General features: G+C 61.9%; 20 protein-coding genes. 12 read left to right on the forward strand and 8 right to left on the reverse strand.

Annotated elements, in window-relative coordinates; all coding sequences use genetic code 11:
* Position 1: 1 nt before the first annotated feature.
* The 6 genes from AC1Z24_RS19140 to AC1Z24_RS19165 all read left to right on the forward strand — a co-directional run bounded on the left by AC1Z24_RS19140 (position 2) and on the right by AC1Z24_RS19165 (position 7425).
* Positions 2-1765 (forward strand): GMC family oxidoreductase, encoded by a 1764-nt coding sequence (locus AC1Z24_RS19140; protein WP_483742205.1) that lies wholly within the window; start codon positions 2-4, stop codon positions 1763-1765.
* Entirely contained in the window at positions 1762-2988 is a 1227-nt protein-coding gene (locus AC1Z24_RS19145) for a c-type cytochrome (RefSeq protein WP_483742206.1), read from the forward strand. Before AC1Z24_RS19140 ends, AC1Z24_RS19145 begins: the two co-directional genes overlap by 4 nt.
* Positions 2989-3385: 397 nt before the next feature.
* A complete protein-coding gene (locus AC1Z24_RS19150; RefSeq protein ID WP_483742207.1) occupies positions 3386-4294 on the forward strand; it encodes a LysR family transcriptional regulator in 909 nt (302 codons plus the stop codon).
* A 108-nt stretch (positions 4295-4402) separates the two neighbouring features.
* The gene (locus AC1Z24_RS19155; RefSeq protein ID WP_483742208.1) at positions 4403-5032 is read left to right on the forward strand and encodes a DsbA family oxidoreductase; all 630 of its coding nucleotides are present in this window, start codon (positions 4403-4405) and stop codon (positions 5030-5032) included.
* 124 nt (positions 5033-5156) lie between these two features.
* Positions 5157-6269 carry an alkene reductase gene (locus tag AC1Z24_RS19160; protein ID WP_483742209.1) on the forward strand — a complete coding sequence of 371 codons (1113 nt, stop codon included), beginning with the start codon at positions 5157-5159 and terminating at the stop codon, positions 6267-6269.
* Between the two features lie 10 nt (positions 6270-6279).
* Positions 6280-7425 (forward strand): FAD binding domain-containing protein, encoded by a 1146-nt coding sequence (locus AC1Z24_RS19165; RefSeq protein WP_483742210.1) that lies wholly within the window; start codon positions 6280-6282, stop codon positions 7423-7425.
* Positions 7426-7428: 3 nt separating this feature from the next.
* Here AC1Z24_RS19165 and AC1Z24_RS19170 read toward each other — a convergent pair whose 3' ends face one another.
* Entirely contained in the window at positions 7429-7866 is a 438-nt protein-coding gene (locus tag AC1Z24_RS19170; protein WP_483742211.1) for a winged helix-turn-helix transcriptional regulator, read from the reverse strand.
* Between the two features lie 89 nt (positions 7867-7955).
* Between AC1Z24_RS19170 and AC1Z24_RS19175 the strand changes: the two genes are divergently transcribed.
* The gene (locus AC1Z24_RS19175; protein WP_483742212.1) at positions 7956-8813 is read left to right on the forward strand and encodes an SDR family oxidoreductase; all 858 of its coding nucleotides are present in this window, start codon (positions 7956-7958) and stop codon (positions 8811-8813) included.
* 163 nt (positions 8814-8976) lie between these two features.
* Here the strand turns inward: AC1Z24_RS19175 and AC1Z24_RS19180 are convergent, their stop codons facing one another.
* The 5 genes from AC1Z24_RS19180 to AC1Z24_RS19200 are packed head-to-tail and all read right to left on the reverse strand — an operon-like array spanning position 8977 to position 13433.
* Entirely contained in the window at positions 8977-9717 is a 741-nt protein-coding gene (locus AC1Z24_RS19180) for an amino acid ABC transporter ATP-binding protein (RefSeq protein WP_483742213.1), read from the reverse strand.
* A complete protein-coding gene (argH, locus tag AC1Z24_RS19185) occupies positions 9714-11216 on the reverse strand; it encodes an argininosuccinate lyase (RefSeq protein WP_483742214.1) in 1503 nt (500 codons plus the stop codon). Before argH ends, AC1Z24_RS19180 begins: the two co-directional genes overlap by 4 nt.
* Positions 11217-11226: 10 nt before the next feature.
* The gene (locus AC1Z24_RS19190) at positions 11227-11904 is read right to left on the reverse strand and encodes an amino acid ABC transporter permease (RefSeq protein ID WP_483742215.1); all 678 of its coding nucleotides are present in this window, start codon (positions 11902-11904) and stop codon (positions 11227-11229) included.
* Positions 11905-11911: 7 nt separating this feature from the next.
* Positions 11912-12574 carry an amino acid ABC transporter permease gene (locus AC1Z24_RS19195; protein WP_483742216.1) on the reverse strand — a complete coding sequence of 221 codons (663 nt, stop codon included), beginning with the start codon at positions 12572-12574 and terminating at the stop codon, positions 11912-11914.
* Positions 12575-12587: 13 nt separating this feature from the next.
* A complete protein-coding gene (locus AC1Z24_RS19200; protein WP_483742217.1) occupies positions 12588-13433 on the reverse strand; it encodes a transporter substrate-binding domain-containing protein in 846 nt (281 codons plus the stop codon).
* Between the two features lie 219 nt (positions 13434-13652).
* Here AC1Z24_RS19200 and AC1Z24_RS19205 point away from each other — a divergent pair, with 219 nt between their 5' ends.
* Positions 13653-14555, forward strand: a complete 903-nt coding sequence (locus AC1Z24_RS19205) for a LysR substrate-binding domain-containing protein (RefSeq protein WP_483742218.1) — start codon at positions 13653-13655, stop codon at positions 14553-14555.
* 201 nt (positions 14556-14756) lie between these two features.
* On the forward strand, positions 14757-15068 hold the full coding sequence (locus tag AC1Z24_RS19210) for an RcnB family protein (protein ID WP_483742219.1): 312 nt from the start codon (positions 14757-14759) through the stop codon (positions 15066-15068).
* Between the two features lie 113 nt (positions 15069-15181).
* Here AC1Z24_RS19210 and AC1Z24_RS19215 read toward each other — a convergent pair whose 3' ends face one another.
* The gene (locus AC1Z24_RS19215) at positions 15182-15940 is read right to left on the reverse strand and encodes an SDR family NAD(P)-dependent oxidoreductase (protein WP_483742220.1); all 759 of its coding nucleotides are present in this window, start codon (positions 15938-15940) and stop codon (positions 15182-15184) included.
* Positions 15941-16054: 114 nt separating this feature from the next.
* Here AC1Z24_RS19215 and AC1Z24_RS19220 point away from each other — a divergent pair, with 114 nt between their 5' ends.
* From AC1Z24_RS19220 to AC1Z24_RS19230, 3 genes are read left to right on the forward strand one after another with little or no spacing between them, the layout of a single operon-like run.
* A complete protein-coding gene (locus AC1Z24_RS19220) occupies positions 16055-16960 on the forward strand; it encodes a LysR family transcriptional regulator (protein ID WP_483742221.1) in 906 nt (301 codons plus the stop codon).
* 26 nt (positions 16961-16986) lie between these two features.
* A complete protein-coding gene (gene pdxR / locus AC1Z24_RS19225) occupies positions 16987-18420 on the forward strand; it encodes a MocR-like pyridoxine biosynthesis transcription factor PdxR (RefSeq protein WP_483742222.1) in 1434 nt (477 codons plus the stop codon).
* Between the two features lie 39 nt (positions 18421-18459).
* Positions 18460-19293 (forward strand): helix-turn-helix transcriptional regulator, encoded by an 834-nt coding sequence (locus AC1Z24_RS19230; RefSeq protein ID WP_483742223.1) that lies wholly within the window; start codon positions 18460-18462, stop codon positions 19291-19293.
* 15 nt (positions 19294-19308) lie between these two features.
* Here AC1Z24_RS19230 and AC1Z24_RS19235 read toward each other — a convergent pair whose 3' ends face one another.
* Complete coding sequence (locus AC1Z24_RS19235) at positions 19309-19896, reverse strand: LysE family translocator (RefSeq protein ID WP_483742224.1); 588 nt, start codon at positions 19894-19896, stop codon at positions 19309-19311.
* Between the last annotated feature and the right edge of the window lie 357 nt (positions 19897-20253).

Raw genomic sequence — 20253 nt, forward strand, 5'->3', positions numbered from 1 at the left:
CATGGTCAAGAAACTACCTTCCACCGATGTCGTGGTTGTCGGACTCGGCTGGGCCGGATCCATCATCGCCAACGAACTGGCCGATGAAGGCCTGAGCGTCATCGGTTTCGAACGCGGCCCGTGGCGCGATACCGCAACCGACTTCAACGTGGCCTCCGCTGCAGACGAGTTGCGCTACAGCCGTCGCCAGGAACTGATGCTGCGCACCCGGCAGAACACCACCACCATCCGCAACAATGTCACCGAAACCGCTCTGCCAATGCGTTCCTGGGGTTCGTTCCACCCCGGCAACGGCACCGGCGGCGCGGGCAACCACTGGGCCGGCATCACCTTTCGCTTCCAGCCCAATGAGTTCCGCCTGCACAGCCACCTCACCGAGCGCTACGGCAAGGAACTGTCCCCCGAGCTGACCCTGCAGGACTGGGGCACCGACTGGCAAGAGATGGAGCCGTTCTACGCCAAGTTCGACCGCCTGGCCGGGATCTCGGGCAAGGCCGGCAATATCAAGGGCGTGATTCAGGAAGGCGGCAACACCTTCGAAGGCGCGCGCTCGGAGGAATACCCGAACCCGCCGACCGCCCAGACCTACGCCCCCACCCTGTTCGCCGAAGCCGCCAAGAACCTCGGCTACAAGCCGTTCCCGGTGCCCTCGGCACTGGTGTCGCGCAGCTACACCAACCCCCTGGGGGTGACCATGGGCGCCTGCACCTTCTGCGGTTTCTGCACCAACTATGGTTGCGCCAACTACTCAAAGGCCAGCGCCATTACCACCGTCCTGCCCGCGCTGATCCGCAAGCCCAACTTCACTGCCCAGACCAACTGTGAAGTGCTGCGCGTGACCATGGACAGTACCGGCAAGCGCGCTACCGGGATCGTCTTCGTCGACGCCAACGGCGACCAGTTCGAGCAACCGGCCGAACTGGTAGTCATCAGTGCGTTCATCTTTGAAAACGTGCGCCTGATGCTGTTGTCCGGCGTCGGCAAGCCCTACGACCCGATCACCAATACCGGCACCACGGGCCGCAACTACGCCTACCAGACCGCCAACAACGTGCGGCTGTTCTTCGATGACAAGAACTTCAACCCGTTTATCGGTGGCGGCGCCATCGGCATGGGCATCGACGAGCTGAACAACGACAACTTCGACCACTCCGGCCTCGGTTTTGTCGGCGGCGGCAGCACCCGGGTCACCCCGATCGGCGCCGCGCCCATCGATTCGCGTCCACTGCCACCGGGCACCCCGACCTGGGGCAAGGAATGGAAAAAGGCCACGGTGCAGAACTACGCCAGCACCATGTCCATCGGTTGCGAAGCGAGCAGCTACGCCACGCGCACCAACTACCTGTCCCTGGACCCGACCTACAAGGATCCCCTGGGCCGCCCGCTGCTGCGCATTACCTTCGACTTCCCGGAGAACGATCGCAAGATGGCCGCCTATGTCACCGGCAAGGTGCATGAGATCGCCAAGTCGATGAACCCGCGGCAGATGGTGGACAGTTCCCAGACCGGCCACTGGAACAGCTCGCCTTACCAGTCTTCCCACATCGTCGGCGGCTTCATCATGGGCGCCGATCCAAAGACCAGTTCGGTGAACAAATACCTGCAAGTCTGGGACGTGCCGAACCTGTTCGTGGTCGGCTCCTCGGCCTTTCCGCAGAACCCCGGCTACAACCCCACCGGCACCGTTGCGGCGCTGGCCTTCAAGGCTGCAGACGCCATTCGCACCCGCTACCTGAAACGCCCTGGGGAGATGATCACCCTATGAAAACTCTACTTGCGACCTGCATCGGCGTACTCGGCCTGAGCCTGAATATCGCCCATGCCGCGACTGGCGCCGACTCCTACAACATCGTGGAAAAGGGCCGCTACCTGACCACCCTGGGCGACTGCGCCGCATGCCACACCTTGCCGGGTAAACCGATGTTTTCCGGTGGCGTGGCCATCGATACGCCGTTCGGCAAACTGGTGGGGGCCAATATCACGCCTGATCAGGCCACCGGCGTCGGCCGCTGGAGCTTCGAAGACTTCCAGAATGTCATGTCCAATGGTCATGGCCTGGACGGCAAGCTGCTCTACGGTGCCATGCCGTACACCGCCTATACCAAGGTCAGCCGCGAGGATAACCAGGCGATCTGGGCCTATCTGAAAACCGTCGATGCGGTGGACAACAAGGTCGAGACCAATCAGTTGCCCTTCCCGTTCAGCGTGCGCAGCAGCCTGATCGGCTGGAACCTGCTGAACTTCAAGCAGGGTGAATTCAAGCCCGATCCGCAGAAATCCGCGCAATGGAACCGGGGTGCCTATCTGGTCGAAGGCCTGGGTCACTGCGGCACCTGCCACACGCCCAAGGGCCTGACCGGTGGCGACAAGGCCGATCAGTTCCTCGGCGGCGCCAATCTGCAAGGCTGGGTCGCGCCCAACATCACCGCCAATGCCCACAGCGGCATCGGCAGCTGGAGCGAGGCCGATATCGTCCAGTACCTGAAGACCGGCGCCAACCGCTTCGACATCGCCTCAGGCCCCATGGCTGAAGAAGTCGAGCACTCGTCACAGCACTGGCAGGATGAAGACCTGATGGCCGTGGCGGTGTACCTGAAGGACGGCGCCAAGCCGAGCGAAGCACCGAAACCACTGGCTGCCAACACCCCGGCCATGGTCGCGGGCAAGGCGATCTACGCCGATCGCTGCTCGGCCTGCCATATCTCCAGCGGCGAAGGCGCAGCCCATCTGTTCCCGAAACTGGCCATGGCACCATTGGTCAATGGCGACGACCCGGCCTCGCTGATTCGCGTGGTCCTCAGCGGCAGCCGCGCCGGTGCCACAGACGCTGCGCCGACCGCTCCGGCCATGCCGGCGTTTGGCTGGAACCTGTCGGATGACAACGTCGCCGACGTGCTGACCTACGTACGCAACAGCTGGGGCAACGCCGCCCCGGCGGTATCGGCCAGCGACGTGAAGACCCTGCGCGAGCAGCTGCAGCCCAAGTAACAGCGGGGCGCACTGAGGTAAAAAAGAAATGCCCGGCCTGGTTTCAGGTCGGGCATTTTTTGTTGCCTGATTTCATTTCTTTGAAAACTGTCACGCCGTCCCTGACACCGCGCTGTCGCGCAGCAAACGCCCTGTGGGAGGCGCTATGTTTGGGGGCAATGTATAAGCCGCAGAGTTTGGGTCGATTGTACCGGCCTCTTCGCGGGCAAGCCCGGCTCCCACAGGGATCTGTGGCGAACGCAAAACCTGTGGGAGCAAGCTTGCTCCCACCAGTCATTCCAATTCAGCAAGTGCGTTGTGTTTCTCAGGCCGTGCCATAACAAAACAGCACAATCCCCCCGGACAGCCGCAGCACTTTCTGCTATCACTGCCCCACCACCACCGGCCCGAGGCTTACATGGATAAACTGCTCGCCCTGAAGATGTTCGTCGCCAGTGTCGACGCCAAGGGCTTTTCCGCTGCCGCGCGGCAGTTGAACATTGCCACCTCTTCGGTAACGCGGATGATCGACAGCCTGGAAGCCGAGCTGGGCGCAGTGCTGCTCAATCGTTCGACTCGTCAGGTCACAGTGTCCGAAGCCGGTGCCACCTACTACCTGCGGGCGCGGCAGATTCTCGAAGACATGGCCGAAGCCGATGCGCAGATCAACGATCGCGGCGAGCTGGCGGCTGGTCAGCTGCGGGTATCACTGCCGGTTGAGTTCGGTCGGCGCTGCATCGTGCCCTACCTGGGCAGGCTGATGCAGAAGCACCCGCAACTGGAGCTGGACATCACCCTGACCGACAGCATCGTCGACCTGGTCAGCGAACGCATCGACCTGTCGATCCGTCTTGGCTCGGCGGCGCCCATGGACGGCGTGGTCAGCCGTCATCTGGGTAATTTCCAGCGTTTTGTGGTCGCCAGCCCCGCCTACCTGGCTGCAACCGGCCTGCCCGAATCACCCCAGGACCTCACGGGCCTGAGCTGCCTGCGCTTCAACTACAGCTCGGCGCAGCAGATCTGGAACTTCGTCCGCGATGGCGAAGAACTGCGAGTACCGGTCAGTGGCAGGGTCAAGAGCAATAACACCGAAGTGCTGCGCGAAGCGGCGCTGGCTGGCGTCGGCCTGGCCTTGCTGCCGGACTGGATGGTCGGCGGCGATATCGTCAGCGGCCAGTTGACCCGGCTGTTTGAACCCTGGTCGATCACCCCCAACAACGCCATTCCGGCAATTTCCGCCCTGTACCTGCCCAACCATCGCGGCTCGAAACGGGTCAACGCCTTTATCGAATTCCTCGAGGAAGTGATGCAGCTGCGCCCGGTCTGATCAGCCTTCTTGTCATTTGCGCAACGCTGCGTTGCGCCGCCGCCGGATTCTCGAAATCAGTCAGTCACTCTAACGTGGAGGCCTGCAATCACTGACTTCGAGAACGCCATGAACCTGCAAATCATCTCTGATTTTATCTGCCCCTGGTGCTGGATCGGCGAGAGCAATCTCGACCGCGCCCTGGAGCAGACCGGCCTGGAAAGCCAGGTGCGCGTGCATTTCGTGCCCTATCAGCTCAATCCCGATATGCCGGAACAAGGCATGAACCGTCGCGAATACCGCAGCGCCAAATTCGGCAGCTGGGCGCGCAGCCAGGCCATGGATGCGCAAGTCACTCAGGCCGGTGCGGCGGCGGGTTTGCCCTTCAATTACGAGTTGATCGAAAAGACCCCGAACACCTTCGCCGCCCATCGTCTGGTCTGGCGCGAGCAGCAGGACGGTGGCGATGCCCGGCCACTGGTGCGGGCGATTTTCCGCGCCTACTTCGCCCTCGGTCTGGATATCGGCGAGCCGAGCGTACTGGCCGATGTCGCCGCCCCCTTCAACCACGACCGCGAAGAGACCCTGCGCTTCCTTGCCTCCGGCGAGGGCGTGGCCGAACTGCTCAACGAACAGAGCCAGGCGCGCCAGGACGGTGTGCAGTCGGTGCCGAGCATGCGCATCAACCAGCAAATTCTTAGCGGCGCCCAGCCGGTCAGCGTGTTTGCCCAGGTGCTGAAGCTTGGGCGCGTGGCCTGAGCTGCTTTGACAAAACACAGCCCAACCAAATTGCAATGCATCCGTGGGACCGGCTTTAGCCGGGAATGCGATTTCCCGGCTAAAGCCGGTCCCACAGTGTTCTCTACTCTGCGGAATATCTGATATGACCCGTCTTCTGTTCACCCCCATCACCATCGGCCAGCTGTCCCTCGATCACCGCGTCGCCATGGCGCCCCTGACCCGCTCCCGGGCAGGCGCAGGCAACGTACCCAATGCGATGAATGTCGAGTACTACCGCCAGCGTGCGTCGGCTGCACTGATCGTCAGCGAAGCCACGCAAATATCCCAGCAGGGTCAGGGCTATGCCTGGACGCCGGGCATCCACAGCACAGAACAAGTGGCCGGCTGGAAAGCCGTCAGCGAGGCGGTTCACAGCGCCGGCGGCCATATGTTCCTGCAACTCTGGCATGTCGGCCGCGTCTCTCATCCGCAGTTCCAGCCCGGTGGCGGCCTGCCGGTGGCGCCCAGCGCCCTGCCTGTTCCCGGCAAGACCTTTATCCTCGATGAACAGGGCAATGGCGTGTGGGGTGATGTACCGGTGCCTCAGGAACTGAGCCTGGACGGCATCGCGGCAATCATTGATGACTACCGCCACGCCGCGCGCAACGCCATGCTCGCCGGGATGGACGGCGTCGAGATCCACGCCGGTAACGGCTATCTGCTCGACCAGTTCATCAACGGCAACAGCAATCATCGCCAGGACTGCTACGGCGGCAGCTTCGAGAACCGTGCCCGGCTTCTGCTGGAAGTGGTCAATGCCGTGGTCGAGGAAGTCGGCAGCCAGCGCGTCGCCGTGCGCCTGACGCCCATGGGCCGCTTCATGGGCATGGGCGACGACACGCCACAAGCCACGTTCGGCTATATCGCCCGCCAATTAAGCCGCCTCAACCTGGCCTATCTGCACTTGGTCGAACCGGCCATGGTCGGCACCGTGCTCGATGAAAACTATGACCCGAACTGGGATGCCATTATCAAGCAACTGCGCCATGACTATCGCGGCGTGCTGATGCTTGCCGGTGGCTATGACCAGGCCAGCGCCGAAAAAGCCCTGCTCGACGGCCGTGCCGATCTGATTGCCTTTGGCCGTCCGTTCATTGCCAACCCGGACCTGCCTGCACGCCTGCACGGCAACCACGCCCTTAACGACGCCGACGCCAGCCGTTTCTTCGGCGGCGATGCCAAGGGTTATATCGACTACCCGGCTTTGGCCTCCTGAGGATCCGCCCATGAGCACTTCTGCATCTGGAAAAGCCCTGATCATCGGCGGGTCCCTGGGCGGCCTGTTCATGGCGACGCTGTTGCGCGCCAGTGGCTGGGAGGTGGACGTCTACGAGCGTTCCGCCGCCGAGCTGGACAGCCGCGGCGGTGGCATCGTACTGCAACCCGATGTGCTGCAAGCCCTGCGCTACGCCGGGATCAGGCCAAGCCATGCCCTGGGCGTGATGTCCCGCGAGCGCCTGTACCTGCGCCGGGACGGCAGCATTGCCCATCAGCAATTGATGCCGCAGATGCAGACCTCATGGAACACCTTGTACAACACCCTGATAGCCAGTTTTCCCGAAGCCCGTTATCACCGGGGCGCCGAACTGGTCGAGCTGACCCAACATCAACAGCGAGTCAGTGCCCGCTTCGCCGACGGTCGCGAGGCTGAGGGAGACCTGCTGATCGGTGCCGATGGTGCCGGTTCAACTGTGCGGCATCTGGTTCTACCGGGCATGCAGCCTTCGTATTCAGGCTATGTGGTCTGGCGCGGACTGATCGAAGAACCCCAGTTGCCGGAGAGCGCCGCGTATTTGCTGCGGGAAAACTTTGTGTTTCAGCAGGACCCGCAATCACTGATGCTCGAGTACATGGTCCCGGGCCTCGATGGATCAGTGGCCGACCAGCAGCGGCGTTATAACTGGCTGTGGTATCTCAAGGCGGCCAAGGGCGCGCAACTGGATGCCGTGCTGACCGACCGTGACGGCGTACGCCGAAACCACTCGGTGCCGCCGGGCAGCCTGGCGCCGGAACGCGATGCCTGGCTGCGGGACATGGCGAAACAAAACCTGAACCCGGCGTTCCGCAGCCTAGTGGAGTTGACCGACGATATTTTCGTGCAGGCCATTCAGGATTTTCAGGTGCCGAAGATGGTGTTCAACCGGGTACTGCTCACCGGCGACGCCGCCTTCGTACCCCGTCCCCACACAGCGGGCAGCACGGCGAAGGCAGCCGCCAATGCCCTGGCCCTGGTCCAGGCCTTGAAGAACGGCGGCGACCTCGATGCTGCCCTGCTCGTCTGGCAGCAGCGTCAGTTGCTCGAAGGCGCGCGCATGAGCGACTGGGGCGTGGAGATGGGCAATCGGATCATGGGCATCGCCCAATCCGCCTGACGATCAGGACGCCGCGTCGAGGGGCTCGCTATCCTCGCGAGCCTCGCGGACCTGCATGATGCGCGGCAGGTTGTTCTCGATCCAGCAGGCCAGGCTGTCGACCTGCAAGGCCACTTCCTCGCCCATGGGCGTCAGGCGGTATTCGACATGGGGCGGCACCACCGGCAGCGAGCGGCGATCGACAAAGCCGTCCTGCTCCAGATTCTGCAAAGTCTGGGACAGCATCTTCTCGCTGACCCCGCCGATCTTGCGGCGCAATTCGCTGAAACGGTGCATGCCACTGCGCAGCACCACCAGCACCAGCACACCCCAGCGGCTGCAGACATGGCTGAGAATCAGCCGTGACGGACATTCGCTGGCCAGGAGAAACCCTGCCTTGGCCGACTCGACATCCAGCAGAGTGGTGATGTAGGGCCGCGTTGTTGTTTCGTTATCGCTCATGACACTAACCTTTTTGTACGTACTTACGAAAGGTTAGCACCTTATCTATGCTGGCGTCTCTTTCCGAACGACACATAAGGACAACATTCATGATCCTCGTTACTGGTGCTACCGGCCAACTGGGCCGTCTCGTTATCCAACAACTGCTGATGAACGTTCCTGCCACACAAATCGTTGCCGCCGTGCGCAGCCCGGAAAAAGCCAGCGACCTGGCCGCCCTGGGTGTGGTCGTGCGCAAGGCCGATTACTCGGATCCAGCCACACTGGCAAGCGCTCTGGAGGGCGTGGACAAAGTCCTGTTGATTTCTTCCAGCGAACTCGGCCAGCGCTTCGCCCAGCACAGCGCGGTCATCGATGCAGCCAAGGCTGCCGGGGTCAAACTTCTGGCCTACACCAGCGTGCTGCATGCCGACACCTCACTTCTGGCCCTGGCCGAAGAACATCGCCAGACCGAAGACTACCTGCGTAAATCCGGCGTGCCCTTCGCCCTGTTGCGCAATGGTTGGTATCACGAAAACTACGCCGCTTCGGTGCCATCGGCTTTGGCCCATGGCGCGCATTTCGGCAGCGCCGGTACGGGCCGTATCAGCTCGGCCGCCCGTGCCGACTACGCTGCAGCCGCCGCAGCCGTGCTCACGTCCAGCGACAGCCAGGCGGGCAAGATCTATGAACTGGCCGGCGACGACGCTTACACCCTGAGTGACTTCGCCGCACTGATCGCCAAGCAATCCGGCCAGCCCGTGGTCTACACCGACCTGCCGGAAGCCGAATTCAAGGGCGCCCTGCTGGGTGCCGGTCTGCCGGAAGAGTTTGCTGAACTGCTGGCCAACTCCGATGCAGCGGCGGCCAAGGGCGCACTGTTCGATGACAGCCGTCAACTGAGCACGCTGATTGGTCGCGGGACGGCGCCGTTGTCGGCGAGTGTTGCGGCGGCGTTGCCGAAGTAAGGTAAACCTGCTTCAACGCGCTAAAGCGCAGATCCACTGTGGGACCGGCTTTAGCCGGGAAAGCGCAGGTAGAGTCGATACAGTTCTGTCGCCCGCAAATGCTGTCTTCCCGGCTAAAGCCGGTCCCACAAAAACCGCTTCAATGTCGTATCTGATGTTCGCGTTAATGCAGAACACTCTGCAAAAACTGCCGCGTCCGCGCCTCAGTAGGCGCGCTGAAGATCTGCGACGGCGGGCCCATTTCGACTATCTTGCCGCCATCGAAAAACACTACGCGATCCGCCACTTCCCGGGCAAAGCCCATTTCGTGGGTCACCACGATCATGGTCATGCCTTGCGCCGCCAGGCCCTTCATGACATTGAGCACATCGCCCACGGTTTCCGGATCGAGGGCCGACGTCGGTTCATCGAACAGCAGCAACTTGGGCTTCATCGCCAGCGCCCGCACGATTGCCACCCGCTGTTGCTGACCGCCTGACAACTCCGAAGGATAGCCCTCGGCCTTGTGACTCAGGCCGACCCGCTCCAGCAGCGCCAGTGCGGTGGCCTGGGCTTCGACCTTGCTCGCGCGCTTGAGCTTGACCGGCGCCAGAATCATATTGGCCATGACGGTCATATGGGGGAACAGGGTGTAATCCTGGAACACCATGCCCACCTCTTCGCGCAGTTTCGCCAGGGCCTTTCGATCCCCGGCCTTTATCGACTCGCCACCACCGATCACCACACTGCCGCCGGTCGGCTCTTCGAGGCTGTTCAGGCAACGGATAAAGGTCGATTTGCCGGAACCACTGGGGCCGATGATTACCACCACTTCGCCCTCGTTGACGTCCATGTCCACGCCCTTGACCACATGGTGTTCACCGAAGTGTTTGTGCAGCCCACGCACCTTCAACATGACGCTCATAGCCCGGCCTGCGCCCGGGTCGCGGCTTGCAGACGGTCATGGGCCGCAGCCATACGCTCGCGACGGGCCTGGTTGGCCTGACGCTCGGTGGCAATGCGGGCGGCAGCACGCAACAGGCTGGGTTGCAGCGAGGTCAATGCCGGGCCACCGGCGGAGTTGCGCGCTTGCACGTTGGCCGTCGGATCGAGGCAATCACGCACCTTGTGCGCCGACAGGTTCAAGGCATGGCCCAGTTGCTCCAGGGCGCAGACATCGACCATGGCCGAATCGATCTGATGCGCCGGCAGGCCCGCATCCATGGCCATACGCACCACGCCGCCGACCACATGATGGGCCTCGCGGAACGACAGGTCGGCTTCGCGCACGATCAGGTCGGCCAGGCCGGTGGCCGTGGAGAAGTCTTCACCGGCTCGTTTTACCGCCAGTTCGACATTGGGCGTGGCCGTGCGCAGCACCAGATCCAGCAGTTTCAGGCAACGCAGGCTTTCTTCCGCCGCTTCCCAGAAGCCCCGGGTGCCTTCGCGGTTGGCGTCGCCGGTATGAGAGAAGTTGCTGCCCTTGATGGTGATGCTCGCCCCCATCAACAGCCCGACGATATGCCCGCAGCGGCCCTTGAGGTACTCCAGCACCGTGGGGTTTTTCTTCTGCGGCATGATGCTCGACGTCGCCGCGACACTGTCCGGGAAGTCGATCAGGCTGAATTCGTTGGTGCTCCAGACGAAATAGTCCTGGGCTACGCGGCTCCAGAACACCGACAGCAGGCTCAGGTGCGACAGGCTTTCCAGAATGAAATCCCGCGAACCCACGGCGTCCAGGGCGTTATCCAGATAACCATCAAAACCCAGCAGCTCGGCGGTACGTGCGCGGTCGATGGCAAACGGCGTACCGGCAAAGGCTGCGGCGCCCAACGGGCTCTGGTTCATGCTGGCCAGGGTCTGGGTCAGGCGCTGGCAATCACGTTCAAGGGCCTGCTCCACCGCCGCCAGGTAATAGCCGTAGGTAATCGGCTGAGCCGGTTGCAGGTGGGTGTAGCCGGGCATCACCACTTCGGCGTATTTACCGGCGTTGTCGAGGGCGCTCTGGCGCACCTGAATCAGCGCATCGATCAGATCCATCAACACTTCCCGGCACCGCAGGCGGTCGAGGGTGGCGAGAATGTCGTTGCGGCTGCGCCCGGTGTGCAGACGGCCGCCGATGTCAGTGCCGATCAGCTCGATCAGGTGCGCTTCGTAGTTGAAGTAAGCGTCTTCACGGGAAGGATCGAGGGTGACCACGTCGGGCCCCGCCGCCTCCATGTCCAGCACGCCCTTGGCCAATACCGCCGCGTGCTCGCCGCGGATCAGGCCCTGCTCGGAGAGCATGACGATATGTGCCTTGTTGACGTTGCCCAGATTATCGAAGCCCGCAGCGAAGCCTTCCAGGCGCGGTCGGTAGATGTATTCGTTGACCTCAGGGGCGGTGGTTTCCTTCAGACGGCGACTGACTTTGGATTCTTGCATGTTCAACCCCTTAAATAGTGGCGCGCTTCGCCGGGCGACCCAGGCGGCGTTCGAGATAACGGCTGAGCCAGCTCAGCAATGAACAGATGACGAAGTAGACCAGCAGCACCACGCCGTAGACGCTGAATGCCGGGCTGACGCCGGTCATGACCGTGGCGCGCTCGATGATGATCTGGCCGACCTTCAGGAATTCGCCGACACCCACCAGCGCCCCCAGGGACGTGGCCTGCACCAGCATGGTCAGCAGCCCCGTGTAGGCCGGCAGGATTGCGCGCATCGACTGCGGCGCGATGACGTTCAGGTAGATCTGCCAGGGCCGCAGCCCCAGAGCCCAGGCGCTTTTCCATTGATGACGGGCCACTGACTCAAGGCCGCCACGGACGATCTCGATGCCGTTGGCGCTGCCCCACAGGGTCAGGCCGGTGGTCACTGCGGCGAACGGGCTCAGGTCCAGGCCGAGCATCGGTGCACCGAAGAAAATAAAGAACACGTTGACGATCAGCGGGATCGAGCGGAACAGCTCGACGTAGCCATGGATGGTCCAGAACAGCACGCGGTTCTTCACGGTCGCCAGCACGCCGAACACCGTGGAGATCAGCGTGGTGAACAACAGCACCACCAGCGCCAGGCGCAGGGTCATCCACAGGCCCTTGGAGACGAAACCCCAGTTTTCGATGAGGAAATTCATGCCAGCCTCATTGCCGGAACGGCCGTTGCAGATGAGCCGAAAGACGCCCGGTCAACAACGCCAGAATCGCCACCAGGGTCAGGTACATGACGCAGATCGCGCTGAACATCTCGATGGCGCGAAAATCCGTGGCAATACGATCCACCGCGACAAAGGTCAGCTCGGCAAGCCCGATAGCCTGCAGATAGGACGAGTTCTTCAGCAGGGAAATCGCCGTATTCAGCACCGCCGGCAAACTGGTGCGAAAGGCAATGGGCAAGGCCACCAGACAGAAGTAGTGGCTCGGTTTCAGGCTCAGGGCCATGCTCGCCTCGCGCATGCCATGCTCGACTATTGCCAGTCCGCCACGCATGTTTTCAATCTGGTAGGCCCCGGCCCACAGCGACAGGCACAGCACCCCGGACCAGAACAACGACAGCTCAAGACCAATGGCGGGCAGGCCGTAGAAGATGAAGAACAACTGCACCAGGATCGGTGTGTTGCGGATGAGCTCGACGTACAGCACCACCAATTGCTTGACCACCGGCACGTTCATCACCCGGGCCGCACCGCCCAGCACGCCGATCAGCAACGAGAAGGTGATCGCCAGCAGCGACACCCGCAACGTCATCAGCACACCGTCGAGCAGCGCGGGCCATTGCGCCCACAGGTAGTTGAAATCGAAGTCCATGAACGGCGACCGGTCAGAGCGCTTCAGCAGGTTTGGCCTGCTCGAAGACACTCAGGTAGTAGCTCTGGATATTCGCCGGCACGTACTGCTGCACCCAACCGCGAAAGAGCTTTTCTTCATGCATGCGCGCGACGGCGGCACTCAGGTAGTCGCGCCATTGCTCGTCATTCTTGCGCACGCCGATGGCGGCATCGGAAATCAGGAACGGCTCGTTGAGCAGGCGCGCGTCCTTGTCGTTATCGGCGACCACTACCAGAGTGGCAGCGTCGTGGGTGTAGGCATCGGCGCGGCCCTGGCGGAAGGTCTGCAAGGCATCGGCGGCACTGTTCATGCGCAGAGTGGTGACATCGGGCATATGGTCCTCGAACCATTTGGCCTGTACCGAGCCCTTGAGCGTGGCCAGGGTCTTGCCCTTGAGATCAGCGATTTTCTTGATCGGGCTGTCTTTCTTCACCACCACATCACTGGCACCCCAGCGATACGGTGTGGTGAAGTCGATGACCCGCTGGCGCTCCGGCGTCACGCCCAACGTGGCGATCAGGAAGTCGACCTTGCGCCCGATCAGCTGTGGCACACGGTTCTCGGCGGTGACACAGGTGAAGGTCACCTTGTCTTTCGAGCCCAGGGCCCACAGGGCGATCTGTTTCGACATCTCCACTTCGACCCCGGCGAACTCACCGTTGTTGTCCTGAAAACCATAGGGCGGCTGGTCGCAGCGCACACCGGCACGCAATTGCCCGGCTTGTTTTATTTCAGCGGGAACAGCGGGAAGCTCGGCGGCGTGCAACTGCACCACAGCGGCCAGGGACAGGCACGAAAACGCCAATGCATTGCCAAGAATCTTGAAAGAAAACGACATGATGCCTCCTGGTTAACTACCAGCGACGCGTGGCCCGAAGGCATCACACAACGCAATGAATTTCAAGGGCAGATCTGTAGAAGAGGGATAGCAGCGTTACGGGAGCATCGCGTGCCGTCTGCGCGGTTACGTCGATGTCGAAAACAGTTATAAAGCCTCTGGCCCATGCCAACAAATGACAATACAGTAGTAGGCCATACCAAATTGATATGGGCCGTCATGAACTTCAAACAAGTCGAAGCCTTCCGCGCCGTGATGTTGAGCGGCTCGATGACGGCTGCAGCCGACTCCCTGCACACCTCACAGCCCAATATCAGCCGCCTGATTGCGCAGCTGGAACGCAACAGCGGTTTCAAGCTGTTCGAGCGGGTTGGCGGGCGTTTGCTCCCCACAGACGAAGGCGCGGCGCTGTTTGCTGATGTCGAGCGGGCCTTCATCGGCCTGCACAGCCTCGAGCAATCAGCGCAAAACATCCGCCGCGGTGGCACCGGGCGTTTGCGCATCGCCGCCGTGCCCTCGCTGACCCATACCGTTCTGCCACGGGTGATCCAGCGCTTTCGCCAGCAGAATCCGGACGTGGCCATCTCGATCCATACCAACGACTCGCCGACCGTGGCGCACTGGGCCGCCTCGCAGTTTTGCGATCTGGGCCTGGCGTCCTATGTGGCGGAGGGCATGCCGGGGGTGATCAGCCGGATGATGTGCGATGTGCCGGGGGTCTGCGTATTTCCCCGGGGTCATCGCCTGAGTGCGCTGACCGAAGTCAGCCCGGAAGATCTCAAGGGCGAGGAGTTCATTTCCCTGTCGCAGAACGACGGTTCGCGGGCGCGGGTCGACCGGACCTTTCCCAACGACAAGGCCTATCGCAAGCTCAACCTGGAAACACCTCACGCGGCGACAGTCTGCTCACTGGTCGCCTTGGGGTTGGGCGTCAGTATCGTCAGCCCCATGGTGGCCCAGGAGCACCTGCATACCGGCATCGAGATCCGCCCGTTTCGCCCGCAGATCCGTTTCTCGACCTACCTGCTGCTGCCAGCGGATCGCCCGCAAAGTCTGTTGAGCCAGCGTTTTGGGCTGTTGATTGAGGAGATGCTGACGGTGGCCGCCAAAGATTGGCAGTGATCCACAGGCTGAAATGAAACCCGTGGGACCGGCTTCAGCCGGGAAGAGGCCGGCACATTCACCACCTGACATTGATCCGGACAGTGCTTTCCCGGCTAAAGCCGGTCCCACATCGCCCCTGATTGCCGAAGGAATGATTTGTTGCGAGCAAGGTCGGATGGTTAACACGCACCGAGCGCGTTTTCTCAACAAGGAGTTCCAATGAACAAAAAATCCCTGATCGCAGCCCTGGCTCTGGCCGGCTGCATGAGCGCCGTCAGCGTAACCGTCCTCGCCCAGACTCCGGCAGAACCCACCGTGCCAGAGGCTTCCAGCAGCACCACCCATGAACTGAAAGTCGGCGACCGCGCGCCACAGAAATACCAGCGCCCCGGCGAAGCCATCAAGAACTGGAAAGCCAAGGGCCTGAAACAGCCGGAGAAGGAAAGCCAGTGGGTGCGCCTGGACGCCCATTACGTGCTGTTGCAGATCACCAATGGGCAGATTCTGGAAATCGTCCCGGTCAAAAAATAACCGGAGAATAGTTGGAGCGAGGCTTGCCCGCGAAAGACTCACCGCAATGTGCCTGATACCACGCGGTGTCTCATTCGCGGGCAAGCCTCGCTCCCACAGACCGGTTGTGCTTGTTAGAGAAACATCCCCCCCGACGCCTCGATCCGCTGCCCGGTAATCCAGCGTCCGCCCTCGCCCAGCAGCATGCTCACTGCCGCGCCGATATCATCCGGCAGCCCAGCACGACCCAATGCAGTAATCCCGGCAATATGCTGATTGATATTGGCGTCGTCACGGGTGCGGCCGCCGCCGAAATCGGTCTCGATGGCGCCAGGGGCCAGGCTGTTGACATTGATCTGGCGCGGGCCCAATTCCTTGGCCAGGTAGCGGGTCCAGACTTCCACGGCGCCCTTCATCGAAGCATAGGCCGAATAGCCCGGCAGGCTGAAACGTGCCAGACCGGTAGAGATATTGACGATGCTGCCACCGTCCCTGAGCAGCGGCAGCAGCTTTTGCGTGAGGAAATACGGGCCTTTGAAGTGAATGTTCATCAGCAGGTCGAACTGTTCTTCAGTGGTCTCGGTGACGCTGCCGTACAGACCGATCCCGGCGTTGTTGATCAGGAAATCAAAGCGGGCAGCGCCCGACAACGCAATCAGCGCCTCGCCGACGCGCTCGGTAAAACCGGCGAACGCCTGGCTGTCGCCGACGTCCAGTTGCAGCATCTGCGCCTTGGCACCGAGGGCTTCGATCTCAGCCTTGACGCTCTCGGCGTCGGACTGTTTGCTCTGGTAGGTGCCGACGATATCCACGCCCTGGGCAGCCAGGTGCAGTGCGATGCTTTTGCCCAGGCCACGACTGGCGCCGGTAATCAATGCGATCTTGCGAGTCATGAGTCTTTCCTCTTGGGGTAGGCAGGTGTTGAGGAAAAGTCTATTGTCCGGCGACGGCGGGATAAACCCGCACAATCTGACATCAATGGTCGACCCAGCCGAACAATAGCCACCATGAATAAACTCGAGCTGCTGCGCTCCTTCGTTCGCGTCACCGAGCTGTCCAGCTTCAGCCTGGCCAGTGAAGCCCTGGGCCTGCCGCGCTCAACGGTGTCGGGGCATATCCAGAGCCTGGAAAGCCTGCTTGGCTCGCGCCTGCTGCAACGCACCACGCGCAAGGTCCAGGCCACGCCCGACGGCCTGGTCCTGTACGAACGCAGCAAGGACATGCTGGCGCAGATGGATGAGCTCGAAGGCCTGTTTCGCCAAGACGACGCGGTGCTCAGCGGCCGCCTGCGGGTGGACATGCCCACCGCCATGGCGCGTAATATCGTCATGCCCAGCCTGGGTGAGTTTCTTGCCCGGCATCCGCAGATCGACCTGGAAATCAGCAGCACCGACCGCCGTGTCGACTTGATACGCGAAGGCTTTGATTGCGTGCTGCGGGTCGGCGAGTTGCCGGATACCTCTCTGGTAGCGCGTAACCTGGGCGAACTGCCCATGGCCAACTGCGTCAGCGCCGGGTATGCCGCACAATGGGGCGTGCCCAAGACCCTGGAAGATTTGCAGCAGCATCGGCTGATTCACTATGTGTTGGCCTTCGGTTCCAGCGGGCCGGTGTTCGAATATGACCTTGATGGCCGCATGCAGACCGTTGCCATGCCGTGCAGCGTCACGGTAAATAACGTCGAAGCCTACCAGGCGGCCTGCCTCGGCCATCTGGGCATTGTTCAGGCGCCGCTACTGGGCATGCGCAAATTCCTCGCCGACGGCACGCTGATCGAGGTCCTGCCGCAGTTTCGCCCGGCGCCGATGCGCGTGTCCCTGCTCTACCCCCATCGTCGCTATCTGCCCGAACGTTGCCGTGTGTTCATGGACTGGCTCCAGGCCCTGCTCGAAGCGCACAATCAACCGTTATAAATCCGACGCCAGAAACGGAAGAATCCATGGAACTGCATATCGTCATCACCGGCCGCAAGGACTTGGCGAATCAACTATATGAGCAACTGCGCGACGCCATTCATTCCGGACGCCTGGCCGCCGGCACGCAACTGCCGCCCAGTCGTCTGTTGGCGACGCAACTGAGCCTGTCGCGCAAAACCGTCTCCGACACTTATAGCCGCCTGACCTACGAAGGCCTACTGCTTGGCAAGATCGGCAGCGGCACCTTCGTCAACAGCCTGAACAAGCCCACGGCCAAGCGCCAGGCCACCGGAGACCTGAACAGCTCGGCGGTCCTGGAAAAATGGCAGAGCCTGTCCATGCCCCTGCGTCATCCGCTGCGCCGGGACGTGCTGCGCTGGGACTTTATCGGCGGTGCCACCACCCGCAGCCAGTTCCCCCATGATGACTGGCGCCGCTGCACCCACTATGCCCTGCGCCAGATGACCCAGACCCGGGGCTTCTACAGCCAGCCCGAGGGCGTGGCCGAACTGCGCACGGCGATTGCCGGGCATGCGGCGTTCGCCCGGGGCGTCAAATGCGCGGCCGACGACGTATTGGTGTGCAACGGCGCGCAACAGGCCCTGGACCTGATCGCCCGAGTGCTGATCGAGCCCGGTTGCACCGTGGCCGTCGAGGACCCCGGTTACAGCCCGGCGCGCCTGCTGTTCGATGCGCTCGGCGCAAACATCTGCAACGTGCCGGTGGACGAAGAAGGCATTCAGATCGAGCACATCGCCGATGACGTACGCTTCATCTACGTCACTCCCTCGCACCAGATGCCCCTGGGTGTGCCTATGAGCCTGGCGCGGCGCCAGGCCCTGTTGGACAAGGCCCGGCAGATCGGCGCGATCATCATCGAGGACGACTACGACAGCGAATTCCGCTACGAAGGCCGCCCCACCGACTCGCTGCAAAGTCTGGATCAGCATGGCGTGGTCGCGTACGTCGGCACCTTCTCCAAGACCCTGTTGCCGGAGCTGCGCCTTGGCTACGCCATCCTGCCGGAAGCGATTTTCCGCGCCGTGGTCCACGCCAAACAGCTGACCGACTGGCACACCAGCATCCTGCCGCAATGGGCCATGGCCAAGTTCATCAGCGAAGGCTCGCTGAACAAACATATCCGCCGCTGCCATGGCGTTTATGCCGGGCGCCGGGAACGGATTCTGGCCCGGGTCAACGGCGACCTGGCGCCCTGGTTCCACGCCGTCCCGTCCACGGCGGGTTTTCATGTCGCGCTGTTGAGCAAGACCTGCATGGATATCGAGCAACTGGTCGCCCGTGCCCGCGCGGTCGAGCTGGGATTGTATTCACTGGCGGGTTTTTATCAGGACGCCGAAGTCCGCCCCGGCCTGATCATGGGCTTCGGCGCCATCGAAACCCTGGATATCGACCCGGCCCTGGATCGCCTGCGTGAAATACTTGAAGCGATGGGCTAATCTCGGCCCTTGCTCGCCCCTCCCATGGATCAGCCCGGCATGAACAGTGTGGCCACGCAGCAACCCTCAGACACCCCGTACTTCTGGCGCGATAATGCCCTGCCGTTTATCGAGGCGCGCTCCATCGAGGACGGTCGCAAGGTCTGCTACAGCCGCCACTCCCACGAGTTCTTCTCCATCGGCGCCATCACCCATGGCCACAGCACCTACCTGCACGAAAAAAGCCGGCAGCGGATTGACACCGGCACCGTGGTGCTGATGAATCCCGGCGACGTGCACGCCTGTAACCCCATCGACGATCAACCCTGGTCCTACGTGATGTTCTACGTCGACACCCACTGGCTGACCGCCCTGCAACATGACGTCGGCCTGGACCGCAACAACGGCTTCACGCCCCTGGCCGCCACCCATAGTCAGGACCCGAGCCTGTTTCTCGGCCTGAACCAACTGCTTGTCACCCTCGCCGACCCGCAGGCCGATACCCTGCACAAACACACCACGGCCCTGAGCTTTTTCACGGCCATGCAAGACAGCCTCGGTTCAACCCGGCAGCGGCCAGGCAAACTGCCGTCACGGATCGAACGCGCCGCCGAATATATCGACGATAACTTCCGCGCGCCGATCAAGCTCGAGGACATCTGCGCCGCCGCCAGCCTGTCACCCTCCTACCTGATCCGCAGCTTCGAGGCGCGCTACCACATGACGCCCCACGCCTACCTGATCAACCGCCGCATTCAGCACGCCCGCGAACAACTGCGCCAGGGCCGCCTGATCGCCGATATCGCCCTGGAAACCGGCTTTGCCGACCAGGCGCATTTCCAGCGGGTGTTCAAAAAACACCTGGCGGCGACGCCGGGGCAATATCGCCCTTAGCCTTGTGCAACAGGCTTACAGCGCAAACAACGACGCCGAACATCCCACCAGCAGCAACGCCATGACCCGGTTGAACAGGCGCATGCCTTTCGGGTTATCCAGGTATTGGCGCAGGAACGTGCCGACATAAGCCCAGCACGCCAGCGACAGATAGCAGACGACGAAGTAGATCGCCGCAAATTGCCAGATCAGCCGAGCATCACCATCGGCGACAAACAGCGCCATGCCTGCCACCGCCGCCAGCCAAGCCTTGGGGTTGAGCCATTGGATAATCGCGCCCTGCAACATCGATGGGCGTTGACTGGCTTCACTGATCGTCAACTGACCATCGTCCCTGGCCAGTTTCCAGGCCATGTAAAGCAGAAACGCAGCACCACCCCACTGAATCACCTGGACCATGTACGGCAGGCGCAGCAGCACCTCATGCACGCCGAAACCGGCCAGTACCAGCAGCAGAATAAACCCCAGAGTCGCTCCCATAACATGGCGCATGCTCGGCCAGAAACCATAACGGGCGCCGGAACTCAGGCCGACGATATTCACCGGCCCCGGTGTGATGGATGCGGCCAGCGCAAAGGCCGCCATCGAGATAAATACGCTCATGAATCACCTTAAACCTTGATCGGAAATGACCGGTTCAAGATAAAAGCCACGCTCACCACCGTATTGAAGGAAATCACCCAATGCTGTGCCGACATCAGGCATCGGCACCATTGCAGGGCATGGCATAACGCCATTTAATCTTAGCGACTCACACAATCAGGACGAAACCGGCGCTGGCAGCGTTATTGCATCAGCAGACCTATCAATTTCATGGCTACACGGACAACGGCGTCCGCTTCCACTCCTCAGTGCCCCGCGCATTGAGGCGTCAGGAGCGTACGCCGTTTTTGTTTGTGCCCGAAAAATGGAGTCCGTATGTCAGCTCAACAACGCCTCGCAGGTGCCGCCTCTGTTTCC

The organism is Pseudomonas sp. JL23 (genome assembly GCF_056933585.1).

Bases quoted from the DNA above. Each gene is read 5' to 3' on its own strand.
- AC1Z24_RS19145 (WP_483742206.1), top strand. From the start codon at position 1,762: ATGAAAACTCTACTTGCGACCTGCATCGGCGTACTCGGCCTGAGCCTG.
- AC1Z24_RS19190 (WP_483742215.1), bottom strand. From the start codon at position 11,904: ATGAATTTCCTCATCGAAAACTGGGGTTTCGTCTCCAAGGGCCTGTGG.
- AC1Z24_RS19210 (WP_483742219.1), top strand. From the start codon at position 14,757: ATGAACAAAAAATCCCTGATCGCAGCCCTGGCTCTGGCCGGCTGCATG.
- AC1Z24_RS19205 (WP_483742218.1), top strand. From the start codon at position 13,653: ATGAACTTCAAACAAGTCGAAGCCTTCCGCGCCGTGATGTTGAGCGGC.
- AC1Z24_RS19160 (WP_483742209.1), top strand. From the start codon at position 5,157: ATGACCCGTCTTCTGTTCACCCCCATCACCATCGGCCAGCTGTCCCTC.
- AC1Z24_RS19215 (WP_483742220.1), bottom strand. From the start codon at position 15,940: ATGACTCGCAAGATCGCATTGATTACCGGCGCCAGTCGTGGCCTGGGC.
- AC1Z24_RS19140 (WP_483742205.1), top strand. From the start codon at position 2: ATGGTCAAGAAACTACCTTCCACCGATGTCGTGGTTGTCGGACTCGGC.
- argH (WP_483742214.1), bottom strand. From the start codon at position 11,216: ATGCAAGAATCCAAAGTCAGTCGCCGTCTGAAGGAAACCACCGCCCCT.
- AC1Z24_RS19165 (WP_483742210.1), top strand. From the start codon at position 6,280: ATGAGCACTTCTGCATCTGGAAAAGCCCTGATCATCGGCGGGTCCCTG.
- AC1Z24_RS19195 (WP_483742216.1), bottom strand. From the start codon at position 12,574: ATGGACTTCGATTTCAACTACCTGTGGGCGCAATGGCCCGCGCTGCTC.
- AC1Z24_RS19220 (WP_483742221.1), top strand. From the start codon at position 16,055: ATGAATAAACTCGAGCTGCTGCGCTCCTTCGTTCGCGTCACCGAGCTG.
- AC1Z24_RS19175 (WP_483742212.1), top strand. From the start codon at position 7,956: ATGATCCTCGTTACTGGTGCTACCGGCCAACTGGGCCGTCTCGTTATC.
- AC1Z24_RS19150 (WP_483742207.1), top strand. From the start codon at position 3,386: ATGGATAAACTGCTCGCCCTGAAGATGTTCGTCGCCAGTGTCGACGCC.
- AC1Z24_RS19200 (WP_483742217.1), bottom strand. From the start codon at position 13,433: ATGTCGTTTTCTTTCAAGATTCTTGGCAATGCATTGGCGTTTTCGTGC.
- AC1Z24_RS19235 (WP_483742224.1), bottom strand. From the start codon at position 19,896: ATGAGCGTATTTATCTCGATGGCGGCCTTTGCGCTGGCCGCATCCATC.
- AC1Z24_RS19230 (WP_483742223.1), top strand. From the start codon at position 18,460: ATGAACAGTGTGGCCACGCAGCAACCCTCAGACACCCCGTACTTCTGG.
- AC1Z24_RS19180 (WP_483742213.1), bottom strand. From the start codon at position 9,717: ATGAGCGTCATGTTGAAGGTGCGTGGGCTGCACAAACACTTCGGTGAA.
- AC1Z24_RS19155 (WP_483742208.1), top strand. From the start codon at position 4,403: ATGAACCTGCAAATCATCTCTGATTTTATCTGCCCCTGGTGCTGGATC.
- pdxR (WP_483742222.1), top strand. From the start codon at position 16,987: ATGGAACTGCATATCGTCATCACCGGCCGCAAGGACTTGGCGAATCAA.
- AC1Z24_RS19170 (WP_483742211.1), bottom strand. From the start codon at position 7,866: ATGAGCGATAACGAAACAACAACGCGGCCCTACATCACCACTCTGCTG.